General features: G+C 56.9%; 14 protein-coding genes and 1 pseudogene. 6 read left to right on the top strand and 9 right to left on the bottom strand.

From position 1 onward, the window contains the following. A pseudogene (locus tag NR195_RS13305) lies at window positions 1-232 on the bottom strand (hypothetical protein); the annotation flags it as partial. Window positions 233-331: 99 nt separating this feature from the next. Between NR195_RS13305 and mdtD the strand changes: the two are divergent. Continuing rightward, a complete protein-coding gene (gene mdtD, locus NR195_RS13300) occupies window positions 332-1,732 on the top strand; it encodes a multidrug transporter subunit MdtD (RefSeq protein ID WP_010258829.1) in 1,401 nt (466 codons plus the stop codon). On the opposite strand, the gene rbsR is transcribed toward mdtD, so the two are convergent. From rbsR to NR195_RS13265, 7 genes are all read right to left on the bottom strand, one after another. Beyond that, a complete protein-coding gene (gene rbsR / locus NR195_RS13295) occupies window positions 1,729-2,712 on the bottom strand; it encodes a ribose operon transcriptional repressor RbsR (RefSeq protein ID WP_033773177.1) in 984 nt (327 codons plus the stop codon). The genes mdtD and rbsR overlap by 4 nt on opposite strands. Before the next feature lie 13 nt (window positions 2,713-2,725). After that, entirely contained in the window at window positions 2,726-3,655 is a 930-nt protein-coding gene (gene rbsK, locus NR195_RS13290) for a ribokinase (protein ID WP_010258835.1), read from the bottom strand. Between the two features lie 62 nt (window positions 3,656-3,717). Further along, a complete protein-coding gene (rbsB, locus tag NR195_RS13285; protein ID WP_010258839.1) occupies window positions 3,718-4,593 on the bottom strand; it encodes a ribose ABC transporter substrate-binding protein RbsB in 876 nt (291 codons plus the stop codon). Between the two features lie 25 nt (window positions 4,594-4,618). Next, the gene (gene rbsC, locus NR195_RS13280) at window positions 4,619-5,590 is read right to left on the bottom strand and encodes a ribose ABC transporter permease (protein WP_010258841.1); all 972 of its coding nucleotides are present in this window, start codon (window positions 5,588-5,590) and stop codon (window positions 4,619-4,621) included. Further along, the gene (gene rbsA / locus NR195_RS13275) at window positions 5,587-7,095 is read right to left on the bottom strand and encodes a ribose ABC transporter ATP-binding protein RbsA (protein WP_010672182.1); all 1,509 of its coding nucleotides are present in this window, start codon (window positions 7,093-7,095) and stop codon (window positions 5,587-5,589) included. Before rbsA ends, rbsC begins: the two co-directional genes overlap by 4 nt. A gap of 7 nt (window positions 7,096-7,102) precedes the next feature. Next, window positions 7,103-7,522 carry a D-ribose pyranase gene (gene rbsD / locus NR195_RS13270; RefSeq protein ID WP_003849483.1) on the bottom strand — a complete coding sequence of 140 codons (420 nt, stop codon included), beginning with the start codon at window positions 7,520-7,522 and terminating at the stop codon, window positions 7,103-7,105. Window positions 7,523-7,704: 182 nt separating this feature from the next. Beyond that, complete coding sequence (locus NR195_RS13265) at window positions 7,705-8,112, bottom strand: YgiW/YdeI family stress tolerance OB fold protein (RefSeq protein ID WP_010258845.1); 408 nt, start codon at window positions 8,110-8,112, stop codon at window positions 7,705-7,707. Between the two features lie 162 nt (window positions 8,113-8,274). On the opposite strand from NR195_RS13265, the gene qseB reads away from it, so the two are divergent. Both qseB and qseC read left to right on the top strand, forming a co-directional pair. Continuing rightward, complete coding sequence (qseB, locus tag NR195_RS13260; RefSeq protein ID WP_010258847.1) at window positions 8,275-8,946, top strand: quorum sensing response regulator transcription factor QseB; 672 nt, start codon at window positions 8,275-8,277, stop codon at window positions 8,944-8,946. Next, on the top strand, window positions 8,934-10,289 hold the full coding sequence (qseC, locus tag NR195_RS13255; RefSeq protein ID WP_081114160.1) for a quorum sensing histidine kinase QseC: 1,356 nt from the start codon (window positions 8,934-8,936) through the stop codon (window positions 10,287-10,289). The genes qseB and qseC overlap by 13 nt, the downstream gene beginning before the upstream one ends. A 15-nt stretch (window positions 10,290-10,304) precedes the next feature. Here the strand turns inward: qseC and kup are convergent, their stop codons facing one another. After that, entirely contained in the window at window positions 10,305-12,173 is a 1,869-nt protein-coding gene (gene kup / locus NR195_RS13250; protein ID WP_010258849.1) for a low affinity potassium transporter Kup, read from the bottom strand. Between the two features lie 290 nt (window positions 12,174-12,463). Here kup and ravA point away from each other — a divergent pair, with 290 nt between their 5' ends. From ravA to ovoA, 3 genes are all read left to right on the top strand, one after another. Then, complete coding sequence (gene ravA, locus NR195_RS13245) at window positions 12,464-13,960, top strand: ATPase RavA (RefSeq protein WP_010258850.1); 1,497 nt, start codon at window positions 12,464-12,466, stop codon at window positions 13,958-13,960. Beyond that, a complete protein-coding gene (gene viaA, locus NR195_RS13240) occupies window positions 13,957-15,417 on the top strand; it encodes an ATPase RavA stimulator ViaA (protein ID WP_256844602.1) in 1,461 nt (486 codons plus the stop codon). The genes ravA and viaA overlap by 4 nt, the downstream gene beginning before the upstream one ends. 71 nt (window positions 15,418-15,488) lie before the next feature. Beyond that, complete coding sequence (gene ovoA / locus NR195_RS13235) at window positions 15,489-17,627, top strand: 5-histidylcysteine sulfoxide synthase (protein ID WP_033759309.1); 2,139 nt, start codon at window positions 15,489-15,491, stop codon at window positions 17,625-17,627. Window positions 17,628-17,728 lie beyond the last annotated feature (101 nt).

Genomic DNA, 17,728 nt, shown 5'->3' with positions numbered 1-17,728 from the left:
GTATATTACGCTTTCCTCCTGCAGAGTCAACCTCTTTCTCAGAAGTTTTTCTCCGGCGGCGCAGTCTCCTGTGCCTCTCAACCCGTTTTCCGTTGCCGGTGTTCCGTGTTGATGGAGGCGCATTATAGGGAGTTTCCGCGGGCTGACAAGCGTTTCTTTGAATTAATTTGCTGAGCGCATCTTTTTTAAACGAACGGCTTAAAAAGAGACGTTTCATGGCGGAATAACGCACAAAAATCGCCATTAAACGTTGTAAAGAGACCTGCCGTTGCTTAATGCGGGTGCTATTATTTTGCTTCTTCTCGCAGGATAACCCCAGGAAGGATACTCAATGATAAAATCTGCGCGCAGCATGGCTGGTTTGCCATGGATAGCTGCCATGGCCTTTTTCATGCAGTCACTCGACGCCACCATACTGAATACTGCCCTGCCCGCTATCGCCACCAGCCTCGACCGTTCTCCTCTGGCCATGCAATCCGCCGTCATCAGTTACACCCTGACTGTCGCTATGTTGATTCCGGTCAGCGGCTGGCTCGCCGATCGCTACGGCACGCGCAAGGTATTTATCGTTGCCGTTTCGCTGTTCACCCTCGGCTCGCTGGCTTGTGCACTTTCTCCCACACTCCAGGTACTGGTCATCTCGCGCATCATACAGGGCGTCGGTGGCGCAATGATGATGCCGGTCGCGCGACTGGCGCTGTTACGCGCCTATCCGCGCAGTGAGCTGTTGCCGGTGCTCAACTTTGTCACCATGCCGGGATTAGTTGGCCCGATACTGGGTCCAATGCTGGGCGGCGTGCTGGTGACCTACGCGACCTGGCACTGGATTTTCCTGATTAATATCCCGATTGGCATTCTCGGCATTATCTACGCACGCAAATATATGCCGGACTTCACCACGCCGAAGCGCCGCTTCGACTTTTTCGGCTTCTTACTGTTTGGGGCCGGACTGGTGATGATCTCGATTGGGATTGAGCTGTTTGGCGAGCGGATTGTTTCCGCCTGGCTGGCGGGCGGGATATTACTCAGCGGGATTGTGCTTTTGCTTCTTTATATAGTGCATGCCCGAAATCACCCTTCGCCACTGATCAATCTGCCGATGTTTAAAACCCGGACGTTCTCAGTGGGCATCGGTGGCAACATCGCGTCACGTCTTGGCACCGGTTGTGTGCCCTTTTTGATGCCGCTCATGTTGCAGGTCGGCTTTGGCTATTCAGCGATTATCGCGGGCTGCATGATGGCACCTATCGCCATTGGTTCAATACTGGCGAAGTCGACGGTGACGCAACTGCTGCGCTGGCTGGGTTACCGCCGCCTGCTGGTTGGCATTACCGCCATTATTGGCATTCTGATCGCCAGCTTCTCTCTGCAGTCGCCCGCTGAAAGCATCATCGTGCTCTTACTTCCGCTGTTTATTCTCGGCATGGCCATGTCTACGCAGTTTACCGCCATGAATACCATCACCCTGGCCGATCTGAATGATGATAACGCCAGCGGTGGTAACAGCGTGCTGGCCGTGACTCAGCAGCTAGCGATCAGTTTTGGTGTGGCCGTCAGCGCCGCGGTGCTGCGCTTCTACCAGGAGTTTGAAACCAGCACCATTTCACAGTTCCACGCCACGTTTATGACCATGGGCGTGGTAACAGTACTGTCGGCGCTGACCTTTATGCTGCTGAAAAACGGCGATGGCCGTAATCTGATCAGTAATCGCGACAAAAAGAAAAAGCGCTAAACCGATCCACGCACCACCAGTTCCGGCGTCAGCACCAGCGTTTGCTGACTGGCGTCGGGATTGCTGAGACGATGGAGCAGGGTGTCTATCGCCAGTTCACCCAGCGCATCTTTCGGTTGATGAATGGTACTCAGTGGCGGAGTGAGATAGCGCGCCAGTTCGATATCGTCATATCCCATTACCGCCATCTGCTGCGGAACCTGCATGCCGGCCTGATAGAGTGCGTGATAAACGCCCACCGCCATGGCATCGTTGCTGGTGAAAACCGCTTCCGGCGGCGTTTCCAGCGCCAGCAGTTCGACCATCCCGTTGTAGCCTCCCTGGAATTCAAAGTCACCATTCACCACATAGCCGGGCAGAATCGTCAGGCCACTCTTTGTCATGGCGTTGCGATAACCTTCCAGGCGCATACGAGCCGGGGTTTTATCCTGTGGACCGGCGATACAGGCGATGCGGGTATAACCACTGTCGATAAGATGCTGAGTCGCCAGCTCCCCGCCCAGCAGCGCGTTATCCTGAATAATGTCACCACGGCCTTCAAACGGCGCCCAGTCCATCATGACGGCAGGTATAGAGGGATAACGGTTCAGAATGTCGGCCGAGGGCAGGTGACTTTCCGTACACATGATCAATAAACCGTCGACGCGCTTCTGCATCAGCGTTTCCAGGCTGCGGTTCATCCGCTCTTCATCACCTGCCGTGTTACAGAGAATCAGGCTGTAGCCACGCTGATAGCAGCTCTCCTCCACACCCCGCACCACTTCGGCATAAAATGGGTTACTACTGGTGGTCAGAAGCATACCGATCGTGTGCGTCTGATTGATTTTCAGACTGCGCGCCAGCGCAGAGGGGGCGTAATTCAGATGGCGGATGGCCTGCTCAACTTTTTCGCGCACGCCTTCACTAACAAAGCGATTGTTATTGATAACGTGCGAGACAGTGGAGGTAGAGACGCCCGCCAGGCGAGCGACATCTTTCATGGTGCTCAAATGCTTAGCCCTGCTGCTGCAAAAATTCATCGATCTCCGCGCGCCACGGCACGGAGGGCTGCGCACCCGAGCGGGTAACGGCGATAGCAGCGGCGGCATGGGCAAACCGCACCGCGTCATACATCGTTTTCTGCTCCAGTCGCGCGGTAATAAAGGCGCCATTAAAGGTGTCGCCCGCCGCGATGGTGTCGATAGCTTTAACGCTGAAGCCAGCAATACGCTGACCTTCTCCCTGCTCGCTCAGCCAGACACCGCGGCGACCCAGAGTAATCAGAACCGTGCCGATACCTTTCGCATGCAGTACTGCCGCAGCGCGGGCGGCATCTTCATCGTTGCTGACCGCAATGCCGGTCAGACTCTCGGCTTCGGTTTCATTCGGGGTAATAATGTCGATCAACGCCAGCAGTTCATCTGAGAGCTGGGTGGCGGGTGCAGGATTGAGAATAACCTGCGTCTGATGCTGTCGGGCAAGCGTCGCGGCGGCCAGCACACTTTCCAGCGGTGATTCCAGCTGCATTAATAGTGCATCGGCGTCGGCGATAACCTGCTGATGGCGTGTCACGCAGGCGGGTGTTAACGCCGCGTTTGCACCGGAGTAGATGCCGATGTTGTTCTCACCGTCACCATTGACGAAAATCATCGCCACGCCGGTTGACTCACCCTCGACCACTTCGACCGGCGTGGTATCAATATTGTCCTGGGCCAGTTGCTGACGAACACGTTCACCAATGTCGTCAGCGCCCACACAGGCGATAAATGCGATATCGGCACCAGCACGACCGGCGGCGACAGCCTGATTCGCACCCTTACCGCCAAACGCAATCTGATAATTCTGCCCGATCACCGTTTCACCGGGACGAGGAAAGTGCGCCAGATTAAGGATGTGGTCAGCGTTAATGCTGCCAAGAACGGCCAGTTTTGCGTTTTTGCTCATTAGGGGAGTCCGGAATAAGTGCGCCACCAGGAGGGTGGCGCAGTGCCCTGCTTTTCTTTGAGTTATTGAGTGACCAGCTTCAGGTCGACCGGATTGATCGCCTTCACTTTTTCACCCTTCAGCACTTTATCAGCGGTATCTACGCCGATCATGCCAATTTTGTCTGGCATCTGTGCCACGGTCGCGGACAGTTTGCCACCTTCTACCGCTTTAACGCCATCAGCAGTACCGTCAAAACCAACGACGATCACACCAGTTTTACCGGCGGTCTGCAGCGCACGCAGTGCACCCAGTGCCATTTCGTCGTTCTGAGCGAATACGGCCTGAACGTCCGGGTGTGCCTGAAGCAGGTTCTGCATGACGTTCAGACCTTTGGTACGGTCAAAATCGGCAGGCTGGCTGGCGAGGATCTGGAATTTATGCGCATCAGCGGCCTGTTTGAAGCCTTCGCCACGCTCACGGGCGGCAGAAGTCCCGGCAATGCCCTGCAGTTCAATAATTCTGGCGCTTTCGCCGACTTTTTTGGCGATGAAGTCGCCGGCCATTTTACCGCCGAAACGGTTATCGGAGGCGACGTGGCTGACAACGGTGCCCTGTGCCGCAACGCGATCCAGCGTGATAACCGGGATGTTCGCCTGGTTAGCCATCTTCACCGCATTGCCCACAGCATCAGAGTCGGTTGGGTTGATCAGCAGCAGTTTGGTGCCGCGAACCGTCAGATCCTGCACGTTAGCCAGCTCTTTCGCCGGGTTGTTCTGTGAATCCAGCACCACCAGGTTGTAGCCCAGTTTGTCCGCTTCTTTCTGCGCGCCCTCTTTCAGCGAAACAAAGAACGGGTTATTCAGGGTTGAAACCACCAGCGCGATAGTATCTTTAGCCATAGCGCTGGTACTGAGCGTTGCGCCAAGGATCACGGCCAGTGCGGTTAACTTTTTCATCATGTCATCCTGTGTAAGGTCAGAGTTATTTACTGCTTTTATTATCTACCAGCACCGCCAGCAGGATTACTACCGCCTTAACGATCATCTGGTAGTACGAAGAGACGCCCATCAGGTTCAGGCCGTTGTTCAGGAAGCCGAGGATCAGCGCGCCAATCAGGGTGCCGAAAATACGGCCCTTACCGCCTGCCAGGCTGGTTCCGCCCAGCACGACCGCAGCAATCGCATCCAGCTCATAGCCGGTACCCGCTGTCGGCTGTGCCGAAGAAAGGCGCGCCACTTCAATGGTGCCTGCCAGCGCTGCCAGCATGCCACTCAGTGAATAGACGATGATTTTGACGCGATTCACATTGATGCCGGAGAGACGCGTTGCCGCTTCATTACCGCCAAGCGCATAGATATAGCGACCCAGACGGGTGTGCTGCAGCATGTACCAGGCAGCAATAAAGACCAGCGCCATCAGCCAGACCGGCGCAGGGATACCCAGCGGACGACCAATACCAAACCAGCCCAGCAGATCGGCATTGGCATTAAAACCCGTGTTTACCGGACTGCCATCGGTGTAGACCATGGTGACACCACGCAGCAGCAGCATCATGACCAGCGTGGCGATAAACGCCTGCACTTTGCCGCGCGCCACAATGGTGCCGGTCAGGGCACCGATTGCCGCTCCCAGCGCCAGCGACGCCGCCACCGCGACCAGGGCATTGACCTCCATACCCACCAGCGATGCACCCACCGCGCCAGTCAGGGCCAGCAGCGATCCTACAGAGAGGTCGATACCAGAAGTCAGGATCACCAGCGTCATCCCGACCGCCATAATGGCGTTAACCGAGGTCTGCTGCAGAATGTTGAACAGGTTCGCCACGGTAAAGAAGTTCGGGCTCTGGCTGGCCACCACGGCGATCAGCACCATCAGCGCAATCAGCGACTTCTGTTCCAGTAGCCAGCTTTTGCTAAACCAGCGACGGCTGGCAGGTAAAGTTTGGGTCGTCATACCACTAAATCCTCGCTGTGTTGCTTGCCTACGGCGGCTGCCATCAGGCTCTCCTGAGTGGCTTCTTCTCGGGTAAATTCGCCGCTGATACGGCCTTCATGCATCACCAGAATCCGATCGCTCATGCCCAGCACTTCCGGCATTTCCGAGGAGACCAGAATGATGCTCAGCCCTTCGGCTTTAAACTGGTTAATCAGTTGATAGATCTCTTTCTTCGCGCCGACATCCACACCGCGTGTCGGTTCATCCAGAATCAGTACGTTAGGCCGGGTCATCAGCCCGCGGGCAATCGCCACTTTCTGCTGGTTGCCGCCCGAAAGCAGACCAATGGGCTGCTCCATTGAAGGCGTTTTAACGTTAAACAGCCGGATAAAGTCGCCCACGGCCAGCTGCTCTGCCGCATGTTTCAGCGTGCCACTGCCGTGACTGAAATAGCCTAACGCTGTCAGCGACATGTTCTCTTTTACTGACATGCCCAGCACCAGGCCATCGCGCTTACGATCTTCGGAGATATAGACGATGCCGTTAGCCAGCCCATCCTGCGGTGAGCGCGTCACCACTTCCCGACCATTGAGCCACAGTGTGCCTTCGCGACGCGGCAGGGCGCCGTAAAGCACCTTCATCAGTTCGGTACGGCCCGCGCCCATTAAGCCGGAAACCCCAAGGATTTCACCTTTACGCAGGCTGAAACTGACGTTATCCACGCCCGGTCCGCTGACGTTTTCCACTTTCAGCCGCACGTCGCCTGGTGCCTGATCAATATGGGGATATTGATCTTCCAGCTTACGGCCGACCATCATCTCGATCAGGCTCTCTTCAGTCAGCTCGCTGACCGGGCGTTCAGCAATAAACTGACCGTCGCGGAACACCGTGACGTCATCGCAGATCTCAAAGATCTCTTTCATGCGATGCGAGATATAGACGATGCCGCAGCCCTGCGCTTTCAGTTCGTTGATCACCCGGAACAGCGACAGCGTTTCGGTATCGGTCAGCGCATCGGTCGGCTCATCCATGATGATCACCTGCGACTCAAAGCTCAGGACTTTGGCGATTTCGACCATCTGCTGATCGCCAATCGATAAATCCCCCACCAGCTTGTGGCTGTTGAAGCGCAGATTAAGCCGTTTAAGCAGCGCATCGGCTTCGGCATACATGCGCGGCCACTGGATACGGCCAAAACGGCTGACATATTCGCGGCCGAGAAAAATATTCTCCGCCACGGTTAACTGAGGGATCAGGTTCAGTTCCTGATGAATGATGCCAATACCCGCTTCCTGAGACGCTTTCGGCCCGCTGAAACGGGTCTCTTTGCCCAGCCAGCGCAGCGTACCAGCATCATATTGATAGATGCCGGTCAGCACTTTCATCATGGTGGACTTGCCTGCGCCGTTCTCGCCCACCAGCGCCATCACGCGTCCTGCCCGGACATTCAGCGACGCCCCCTTGAGGGCTTTCACACCCGGAAAAGATTTTTCAATGCCGTCGAGTTGCAGTAAAGGTTGCATAGCGGCCTCAGAAGGTCACACCGGCGCTGAGGATGACATTCGCAAACGGAGAGCACTCTCCGCTGCGAATGACCGCCTGACTACGCTGCGTTTGTTGTTTGAATTGTTCATGACTGGTGTAGCTGATGGTGATGATATTCCCCTGGTGCTGTTGCAAGGCTTCGAGCACGGCGACAAGCGCGCTATGAAGTTGCGGATTATGCTGCTTAATCTCTTCCGCGATCAGGGCGCTCTCTACCTGCATCTCCAGTGCGACAGCATTAACCACCTGCATAAAATCGGGCGTACCCGGCGTAAGCGCTAAATCGATGCGCTGCGGTCCGGCCGGAATCGGCAAGCCTGCATCAGCAATCGTCAGCGTATCCGTGTGTCCCAGGCGGGCAATCACATGAGAGAGTTCAGCGTTTAACAAGCGACCTTTTTTCATCTTTTCACTCCACAGCGAAACGTTTCGCTGTCAGGAGTGTATGAAAAGCCGCCATCAACTCAACCGGCAAAGAAGAAATCTGTGATCGCTATCGAAACGTTTCGCTCACGCGGGGAGAAATTTGTATTAAGTCGGGGGACGGGCTGAAAAAAGGGCCGCGAACGCGGCCCCGGAGGAGAGGATTAAGGCAGTTTCTTAACCTGCTTAACGTCCATCTCAATGCTGTTGAAATCTTTATCCAGTTCACCCGTCAGCTCGACGTTGTCTTTAGGTGAGATAGTCTGGCCGTTCCAGTGCTTGTGGTCGATTTCGACTTTCATGGTGCCGGTCTGGTCGCGGAACAGATAATCTTCGTTGCCGATCTGTTTCTCCAGCTTACCGCGCACGGTGACCCAGCTGTCATCTTTCATCTCTTCAGCCTGCTTTACGGTCACCACACTGGTGTGATCGGCACTGAAACCACCCTGACCGGCTGCTGCCTGCGTCTGTGCGGCTGGCGCACTGGGATCAACAAATCCACCCTGCTGTGCAGCGAAAACCGGGGCGGAAGCCAGCATTACGACGGCCAGAATTGCAGCGTGCTTTTTCATTTTGTCACCTCTTTTCCATGATGTGGTTCGTCTTGTTGAGCTTAGTTGACCATAAAGTTCTTAACAGCTTCTTAAGAGGCAAAAATAAGCTATTTTCGCCGAAATCAGCTGTACAAGCAGGAGGTTGCTTCGTATAAAGCGCTATCGGAACAGGGAGACGTGATGCGTATTTTACTGATTGAAGATGATCGTTTAATTGGCGACGGTATCAAGGCGGGGCTGAGTAAACTGGGCTTCAGCGTTGACTGGTTTACCTCTGGTGAGGCGGGCTTTAACGCGCTGGAGGCCGCGCCCTGGGATGCGGTGATCCTGGATCTCTCACTGCCCGAGCGGGATGGGCTCGATATTCTGCGGCAGTGGCGACAGCAGGGCAAAGATGTACCGGTACTGATACTGACCGCACGCGATGCGCTCGATCAGCGGGTCGAAGGCCTGCAACTGGGAGCCGACGACTATCTGTGTAAACCCTTTGCCTTAACCGAAGTGGCTGCTCGCTTACAGGCGCTGATCCGCCGCCGTCATGGCCAGCTGCAGCCCGAACTCCGGCACGGTAATGTGGTGCTGATCCCCGGCAGCCATAGTGTGATGCGCGAAGGTGAGGCGATTGCGCTGAAAAGCCGTGAACTGGCGCTGCTGGAACTGTTTATGCGAAACCCGGGCCGGGTGCTGACACGCAGCCAGCTGGAGGAGAAGCTCTACAACTGGGACGCCGATGTCTCCAGCAATGCGGTAGAGGTTCACATTCATCATCTGCGTAAAAAACTGGGCAGCCAGTTTATCCGCACGCTGCACGGCGTCGGTTATACCCTGGGAGCGGCTGAATGCGATCAATGAGCCTGTTTCTGCGGCTGGGTATCGGTTTTGTGCTGCTGCTCGGGATCTGCTGGGCCAGCGCCAGCCTGAGTGCCTGGCATCAGACACGTGAAACCCTTGATGAGCTCTTCGATACCCAGCAGATGCTGCTGGCCAAGCGTCTGCTGACGCTGGATTTCTCCTCGCTGGACAACGCCACTCTGCCTAAAACCAAAGAGATACTGCGCCACCATCGCGGCGATCAGGATGACGACGCCCTGGCCTTTGCCGTCTTCACGCGCGACGGCCGGCAGGTGATGAATGATGGTGACAATGGCCGCTACCTGCCGTTTGAGGCGGAGTATCAGGGATTTCATGAGGGTCAGCTCACCAATGATGACGATCGCTGGCGGTTTGTCTGGCTGACTACGCCCGACCAGCAGTTCCGGGTGGTGGTGGGTCAGGAGTCCGAATACCGTGACGACATGACGCGGGATCTGATGAAAGCCAGCATGCTGCCCTGGCTGATCGCGCTGCCCTTTATGTTGCTGCTGCTGATCGGTCTGGTCTGGTCTGAACTGCGCCCACTGAAGACGCTGGCACAGCAGCTGGCGCAGCGCGCGCCCGATGATGATACGCCGCTGCAGGCAGACCGCGTGCCGAAAGAGGTGCAACCGCTGATGGTCGCGCTCAACGGTCTGTTCAGCCGCATCAGCGCAATGATGCAGCGTGAACGGCGCTTTACCTCTGATGCCGCACATGAGCTGCGCAGTCCGCTGGCCGCGCTGCAGGTGCAAAGCGAGGTGATCCAGCTGACTGCGGATGATGAAGTGATGCGAAGCCATGCGCTGCAGCAACTGGATGCCGGCATTATCCGCGCAACCCGGCTGGTGGATCAGCTGCTGACGCTCTCACGGGTTGAAGCAGATGATGCACGCAGCGCCTTCGAAACGGTGGCGCTGAAACGCACGGTCCAGGAGACGCTGGCTGCACAGCTGCCGCTGGCGGATAAAACGGGTGTCACGCTGCGGCTGCATGCTGACGCCGATCCGCAGATTCAGGGGCATCCGCTGTTACTGTCATTGCTGGTGCGTAATCTGCTGGATAATGCCATTCGCTATACGCCAGCGGGCAGCGAAGTTGATGTGCGGCTTCAGGCGAATAGCCTGTCGGTAGAGGATAACGGCGAAGGTCTGAGTGCAGCCGATCTGCAACGGCTTGGTGAACGTTTCTGGCGACCGCCAGGTCAGGAGAAAAGCGGAAGCGGGCTGGGATTATCGATAGTCCGCAATATCGCCCAGTTGCACGGGATGCAGGTCAGCTTCAGCCAGCGATCGGGTGGCGGATTATGCGTTATGCTGCGCTGGTCAGCGCCCGCCCCGTAAGGCGGGCGCTGCAGATCAAATCTCGACCTGGGTGCCCAGCTCAATCACCCGGTTTGGCGGGATCTCAAACTGGTCTGGCGCACGGAGCGCATTGCGCTGCAGCGCCAGGAAGAGTTTGCCACGCAGGCGCAGATACCACGGCCGTTTGCCGATAATCAGCGACTCATGCGACATGAAGAACGATGTCTCCATCATGCGGCAGTTGAGCCCTTCCAGCCCGCAGCGGTGGAAAATCTCCTCGACGTTTGGCGTTTCGCGCCAGCCGTAGCTGGCCACCACCCGCCAGAAGGTGGGTGACAGCTGCTCAATCGTCACGCGACGCACGTTGTGCACGTAAGGCGCATCTTCCGTCCGCAACGTCAGCAGCACCACCCGCTCATGCAACACTTTGTTGTGCTTAAGGTTATGCAGCATGGCAAACGGAATCACATTCAGCGCACGCGACATATAGACCGCCGTGCCCGGCACGCGAACCGGCGGCGATTTCTCCAGTGACGCGATCATCGCCTCCAGAGAGTTGCCATGCTCGTGCATGCGGCGCAGCAGGCGGAAACGTTCGCTTTTCCACGTCGTCATAATGATAAACATCACCAGGCCGAGACAGAGCGGCAGCCAGCCACCGGAGAAGATTTTCACCAGGTTGGCGGTAAACAGCGGCACATCGATACAGAGCATCAGTACCAGGATGACGGCAACCGCCAGCTTATTCCAGTGCCAGTTTTTAACCGCCACGGTACAGGAGAGCATCGCGGTCAGCACCATGGTGCCGGTGACGGCGATACCGTAGGCCGCAGCCAGATTACTTGAATGCTCAAAGCTGATAATCACAATCAGCACGGCGAAGTAGAGTACCCAGTTAATCACCGGAATATAGATCTGGCCCGATTCGCGCTCAGAGGTGTGGATGATACGCATCCCCGGCAGATAGCCCAGTCGCACCGCCTGACGCGTCAGCGAGAAGACGCCGGAGATCACCGCCTGTGAGGCAATCACCGTGGCCAGCGTCGCCAGAATCAGCATCGGGATCAGCGCCCAGTCCGGCGCCAGCAGGAAGAAGGGGTTTTTAATCGCTTTGGGATCGCTGAGTAACAGCGCGCCCTGACCAAAGTAGTTCAGGACCAGCGACGGCAACACCACCGAGAACCAGGCCAGTCGGATCGGCACTTTACCGAAGTGACCCATATCGGCATACAGCGCTTCAACCCCGGTAATCGCCAGCACCACCGCGCCAAGCGCGAAGAATGAGACAGATTTATAGTGCAGGAAGAACTCGACCGCATAGGCGGGATTCAGCGCATGCAGCACTTCCGGGTTTTTCATGATGCCGCTGACCCCCAGGATCGCCAGCACCAGGAACCACACCAGCATCACCGGCGCGAAGAGTTTGCCCACCATGCCGGTGCCATGTTTCTGAATCGCAAACAGCAGCGTCAGCACCGCAATCGACATCGGCACAATAAAGGGATCCAGCGACGGCGCGGCAATCTCCAGACCTTCAATGGCTGACATCACCGAAATGGCCGGCGTGATCACCACTTCCCCATAGAAGAAGCTGCCGCCAATCAGGCCCATGATCACCAGCACTGCCGTGGCGCGTGCACCCGTATGGCGGCCCGCCAGCGACATCAGTGTCAGAATACCGCCTTCACCGGCATTGTCGGCGCGCATCACATAACTGATGTACTTCAGTGATACCACCAGCACCAGCAGCCAGAAAATCAGCGACAAAAAGCCAAACACCGCTTCCCGCTCAACGCCGAAGCCGAACTGTCCGGAGAGACATTCACGCAAGGTATACAGCGGACTGGTGCCGATATCCCCGTAAACAACACCAATAGCGGCCAGCGTTAATCCGCGAAGTGACTGCTTATTATCCGAGCTCATAGAGTTATCTTTTGTTGGAGTCTAAGAGGCGCAACAACCCCTCGCTCAGGCCATCAAAAAGCGCACAGTATGCACGGTTTGCCGAAAATTCCTATACCCGCTTCGCCTGTCTGCCAGGGTAACGGGGTGGTTTCAGGCATTAAAGCGTTAATCAGCGCCGCTTTCAAAGCAGGCAAACCTTATGAAACAAAAAGCTGACAGCTATCAACGCTTTCACGCATGATGATCTATAGAGTAAGGCGCTTGCTGAAGCGCGGCGGCCCGACGATCGTAAGGACATTGAAGTGATTATGGCTCAACCCCATCTTTTGGCAGAAAGAATTTCTCGCCTTAGCAATGCGTTAGAAAAAGGATTGTATGAGCGACATCATGCCATCCGCCTTTGCCTGCTGGCAGCGCTGAGCGGTGAAAGCGTATTCCTGCTGGGACCGCCCGGCATCGCCAAGAGCCTGATTGCCCGCCGCCTGAAATATGCCTTTCAGCACGCCCGCGCCTTTGAATATCTGATGACCCGTTTCTCCACACCGGAAGAGGTGTTTGGCCCGCTATCTATTCAGGCACTGAAGGATGAAGGGCGCTATCAGCGCCTCACTAAAGGTTATCTGCCCGACGCGGAGATTGTTTTTCTGGATGAGATCTGGAAAGCCGGCCCGGCGATTCTGAATACCCTGCTGACCGCTATCAACGAACGCCGCTTCCGCAATGGCGACAGCGAAGAGGCCATTCCGATGCGTCTGCTGGTCACCGCCTCCAATGAAATGCCGGAAGCGGACAGCGGCCTTGAAGCGCTCTATGACCGGATGCTGATCCGCCTGTGGCTGGATAATGTGCATGAGAAGCAGAACTTTCGCAGCATGCTGACCCATCAGCAGGATGAGCACACCAATCCGGTCGCGGAATCCCTGCGCATCAGTGATGAGGAGTATGCGCAGTGGCAGCTCGGCATCAGTCAGGTCAGCCTTCCGGATGCGGTGTTCGAGCTGATTTATCAGCTGCGCCAGCAACTGGAAAGCCAGCCCGCCGCGCCCTATATTTCCGATCGTCGCTGGAAAAAAGCTATTCATCTGCTGCAGGCCAGCGCCTTTTACAGTGGCCGCAGCGCCATTGCGCCGATAGACCTGATCCTGCTGAAAGATTGCCTCTGGCACGACGTCGCATCCATGCAGCTGCTGGAGCGCGAAATCGATCAGCTGATGACACAGCACGCCTGGCAGCAGCAGCCGATGCTGCTGAAACTGCATCAGATAAAAGCGCGTCGTATGGCTCTGCAGCAGCAACAGAGCATCGCACAGGCGATCACACTGGAAAAACACAGTGGGATGTTCAGTCGCAAACCCCATTACGATCTGCCGGAAAGCTTCACTGATGAGCAACTGACGCTGATGCTGCAAAAGCCGCTGATGCTGCATGACATGCAGGTGACACATCTGGTTATCGCGCGTGATGCACTGAATCAGTGGCTGCAGAAAGGGGGCGAGGTTCGCGGCAAGCTCAATGGAATTGGCTTTGCGCAGAGTCTGGATTTACAGGTGGATGCGCAGCACTGCCTGGCTATCCGTGATGTCAGCCTGCAATCGTCGCGTCTGACACTGCCTGGCGTCAGCAATAGCGAGCCGCTGCCCGGTGAGATCACCGAAGCGCTGGATGCACTGGAGAGTGAACTGCGGTCGCAGCGTCATCTGTTCAGCCAGCATCAGCGCTGCCTGTTTATCAGTGATGACTGGCTGGCGCGCGTTGAAACCAGCCTGCAGGATGTGGCGGAACAGTTGAAACAGGCGCGTAAATGATCCCACTGGAGACGCTCAGCACACTGCTCTCCGTGGGTGAAACCGAACTGATTGAAGAGCTGATTATTGCCCTGCTGGCGTCTCCACAGCTGGCGCTGTTTTTTGAAAAATTTCCCGGGCTGAAAAAAGCACTGTTACGCGATGTGCCACGCTGGCGAGCGGAGATCAACGCTGAGCTCAAAGCCACGCCGGTTCCGGCCACGCTGGCCGAAGAGTTTCAGCTGTTCCAGCGGGTACAACTCCTCAGCGATCGTGAATTCAGCCACCAGCTGAATGCCACGCTTCAGGCGCTTGAAAGCCTGCCTTCCCCTTTTCTGGATGAAGCCAACCGGCTGCTGCAGCACACCGATATCAGCCATCTCAGCAGCGCGCAGCACCAGCTTTTTCTACAGCGCTGGCGGCTGAGCCTGACCTTACAGACCCTGACGCTGAATCAGACGTTGCTGGAGCAGCAGCGCGAACGCCTGCTGGCGGAACTGCAGCAGCGTATGGCGCTGAGCGGTCAGCTGGCACCGGTTCTCGGCGACGATGACGAAGCCGCCGCTGGCCGGCTGTGGGACATGAGCAAAGCGTCACTGCAGCCTGGCGACTATCAGCTGATGCTGCAATATGGCGACTTTCTGGCGCAGCAGCCGGAGCTGCTGAAACTGGCCCAGCAGTTGGGTCGCAGCCGCGAGGCAAAATCGGTGCCGTCGCAGGATGCCCCTATGGAGACCTTTCACCATATGGTGCAGGAACCTGCGGCCGTGCCGGAGGAGGTCAGCGGCATTCACCAGAGCGATGACGTGCTGCGTCTGCTGCCGCCGGAGTTAGCTGCGCTGAGTATCAGTGAACTGGAGCTGGAGTTTTACCGGCGGCTGGTAGAGAAACGGCTGCTGACCTACAAGCTGCAGGGCGATGCCTGGCATGAAAAGGTCACGATGCGTCCGGCCAGCCACCAGCAGCATGAAGAGCAGCCACGCGGGCCTTTCATCGTCTGCGTCGATACCTCGGGTTCGATGGGTGGCTTCAATGAGCGCTGCGCCAAAGCGTTTTGTCTGGCGCTGCTGAAAGTCGCGCTGGCCGATCGCCGTCGCTGCTACATCATGCTGTTTGCGCATGAGGTGATCGGCTATGAACTGACCGGTGATGATGGGCTGGAACAGGCGATTCGCTTTCTCAGTCAGCGCTTTCGCGGCGGCACCGATCTGGCAGCCTGCCTCTCTTCCGTTGTGACCCGGATGGAAGGTGCACTGTGGCAGGAAGCCGATGCAGTGATCGTCTCCGATTTTATTGCCCAGCGTCTGCCGGAAGAGGTGATCGGGACCATTAAAACGCGTCAGCGAAATAATCAGCAACGTTTTCACGCCGTGGCTATGTCGGCCCACGGGAAACCAGGCATTCTGCGCATCTTCGACCATATCTGGCGTTTCGATACCGGCATGAAAAGCCGTCTGCTGCGTCACTGGCGGCGTTAAGTCATCGGGCAGAAATGCATATTTGCTATAGTAAATTACCGTTTCACTTACTCAGCAATCTGGAGCTTCCTGTGACGCTTGCTCAACCTCATCGCGATCTGCCTGCGCCGACGCGAACGCTACTGCTCTCCGGCCATAACATTGAACAAAAACGTGCCGAATTGCTGGCCTATTTCCACCAGACCTGGGAACAGTATGAAAGTCTGTTTACCTGTCTGGCCGATTCCCAGGCCTGGTTTACCAAAGCCATTCCGCTGCGCCATCCTTTAATCTTCTATTTTGGCCACACCGCTACCTTCTACATTAATAAGCTGATGGCCGGACGCCTTATCGACGCGCGTCTGGACGATCGTATCGAAGCGATGATGGCGATTGGTGTGGATGAGATGAGCTGGGACGATCTCAACGACAGCCACTATGACTGGCCCACTGTCGAAGAAGTCCGCGAATACCGCGGGCGCGTTAAAGCGCTGGTCAGCGATCTGATCCAGACCCTGCCGCTGACTCTGCCGATCACCTGGGAGAGTCCGGCCTGGGTGATCCTGATGGGCATTGAGCATGAGCGTATTCATCTGGAAACGTCCAGCGTACTGATACGCCAGTTACCGGTCGGGTGGGTGAAACCCCAGCCCGCGTGGCCGGTCTGCCCGATGGCGCGCCACCAGCGCGAGGCTGTTCCGGCCAATACCCTGCTGCCGATGCCCGGCGGCACCGTCACGCTGGGTAAAACCGACGATACCTATGGCTGGGATGTCGAATATGGCCGCCAGCAGATCGCGCTGCAGCCGTTCAGGGCGAGCAAAATGCTGGTCAGCAACGCGGAATTCCTGGCGTTCGTTGAGGCGGGGGGTTATCAGGACGCTCGCTGGTGGGATGACGAAGGCTGGGGCTGGTGTCAGTTTGCTAAAGCGGAGATGCCCACCTTCTGGGTCGGCACGCCTGCGATGCCCGATCAGCTTAAACTGCGTCTGATGTGTGAAGAAGTCGCGATGCCGTGGGACTGGCCAGCCGAGGTTAACCAGCTGGAAGCGGCGGCCTTCTGCCGCTGGAAAGCGGATCAGACGGGAATGAGCGTTCAGCTCCCCTGTGAAGCGGAGTGGGCTCAGCTGCGCGAACAGGTCGCGGGCGATCAGCCGGATTGGGATCGGGCACCGGGTAACATTAACCTGGCATACTGGGCTTCCTCTTCACCGGTCGATCTCTTCGCCCAGGGTGACTTCTTCGATATCGTCGGTAACGTCTGGCAGTGGACGACCACGCCGACCAACGGCTTTGAAGGTTTTAAAGTCCACCCGCTTTACGATGATTTCTCTACCCCGACCTTTGATGGCAAACATTCGCTGATCAAAGGCGGTAGCTGGATATCGACCGGCAACGAAGCGCTGAAATCGGCACGCTATGCGTTCCGCCGCCACTTCTTCCAGCATGCCGGTTTCCGCTACGTGGTTTCCAGCCATCAGGAAACCATGGCGCTGAACCCGTATGAATCTGACGCCATGGTGTCGCAATACCTCGACTTCCAGTATGGCCCGCGCTATTTCGGGGTGGATAACTATGCAGAAAGCCTGGTAAACCTGGCGCTGAACTACACCACAGCACGCGGCGAGGCACTGGATATCGGCTGTGCCACCGGACGCGCCAGTTTTGAACTGGCCCGCCACTTTGAACGTGTCACCGGCATGGACTACTCGGCGCGCTTCATCGATGTGGCGCTTCAGCTGGCCAGCGGCGAAGACTTCCGTTATCTCCTGCCACAGGAAGGCGATCTGGTGGAGTATCGCCAGGTTCGCCTGAAAGATTTCGCGCTGGAGAGCGAACTGGCGCAGCGGATTCAGTTTGTTCAGGGCGACGCCTGTAACCTTAAGCCGCAACCCGCCCGTTACGATCTGGTACTTGCATCCAACCTGATCGATCGCCTGCGTCAGCCCGCACGCTTCCTGCGGGATGTCACGCCGATGCTGCGTCAGGGCGGCATTCTGGTGCTCTCCTCGCCCTATACCTGGCTGGAGGATTTCACGCCGAAGGAGAACTGGCTGGGCGGCGTGCGTGAAAACGGTGAGGCACTGACGACGCTGCAGGCACTGCAACGTCTGCTGGCGGCCGACTTCGACCTGGTCGATGAACCGCAGGATAAACCGTTTGTGATCCGCGAAACGGCCCGCAAGTTCCAGCATACGCTGGCGCAGGTCACCGTCTGGCGCAAACGCTAAGTGAACCGGCAGCGACGCCCGTCGCTGCCGGGAGTTGCCTGAACCACTATTTTGCTGCACATTCATCCTTGTTTACTTAAGCAGACCAATAACGAGGATGG

The organism is Pantoea sp. Ft-CA_14 (assembly GCF_024520875.1).
Classification (GTDB): Bacteria; Pseudomonadota; Gammaproteobacteria; order Enterobacterales; family Enterobacteriaceae; genus Pantoea; species Pantoea agglomerans.
The sequence above is the reverse complement of the archived record's forward strand: the minus strand, read 5'-3'. Positions and strand labels throughout refer to the sequence as shown.

Bases quoted from the DNA above. Each gene is read 5' to 3' on its own strand.
- mdtD (WP_010258829.1), top strand. From the start codon at position 332: ATGATAAAATCTGCGCGCAGCATGGCTGGTTTGCCATGGATAGCTGCC.
- rbsR (WP_033773177.1), bottom strand. From the start codon at position 2,712: ATGAAAGATGTCGCTCGCCTGGCGGGCGTCTCTACCTCCACTGTCTCG.
- rbsK (WP_010258835.1), bottom strand. From the start codon at position 3,655: ATGAGCAAAAACGCAAAACTGGCCGTTCTTGGCAGCATTAACGCTGAC.
- rbsB (WP_010258839.1), bottom strand. From the start codon at position 4,593: ATGAAAAAGTTAACCGCACTGGCCGTGATCCTTGGCGCAACGCTCAGT.
- rbsC (WP_010258841.1), bottom strand. From the start codon at position 5,590: ATGACGACCCAAACTTTACCTGCCAGCCGTCGCTGGTTTAGCAAAAGC.
- rbsA (WP_010672182.1), bottom strand. From the start codon at position 7,095: ATGCAACCTTTACTGCAACTCGACGGCATTGAAAAATCTTTTCCGGGT.
- rbsD (WP_003849483.1), bottom strand. From the start codon at position 7,522: ATGAAAAAAGGTCGCTTGTTAAACGCTGAACTCTCTCATGTGATTGCC.
- NR195_RS13265 (WP_010258845.1), bottom strand. From the start codon at position 8,112: ATGAAAAAGCACGCTGCAATTCTGGCCGTCGTAATGCTGGCTTCCGCC.
- qseB (WP_010258847.1), top strand. From the start codon at position 8,275: ATGCGTATTTTACTGATTGAAGATGATCGTTTAATTGGCGACGGTATC.
- qseC (WP_081114160.1), top strand. From the start codon at position 8,934: ATGCGATCAATGAGCCTGTTTCTGCGGCTGGGTATCGGTTTTGTGCTG.
- kup (WP_010258849.1), bottom strand. From the start codon at position 12,173: ATGAGCTCGGATAATAAGCAGTCACTTCGCGGATTAACGCTGGCCGCT.
- ravA (WP_010258850.1), top strand. From the start codon at position 12,464: ATGGCTCAACCCCATCTTTTGGCAGAAAGAATTTCTCGCCTTAGCAAT.
- viaA (WP_256844602.1), top strand. From the start codon at position 13,957: ATGATCCCACTGGAGACGCTCAGCACACTGCTCTCCGTGGGTGAAACC.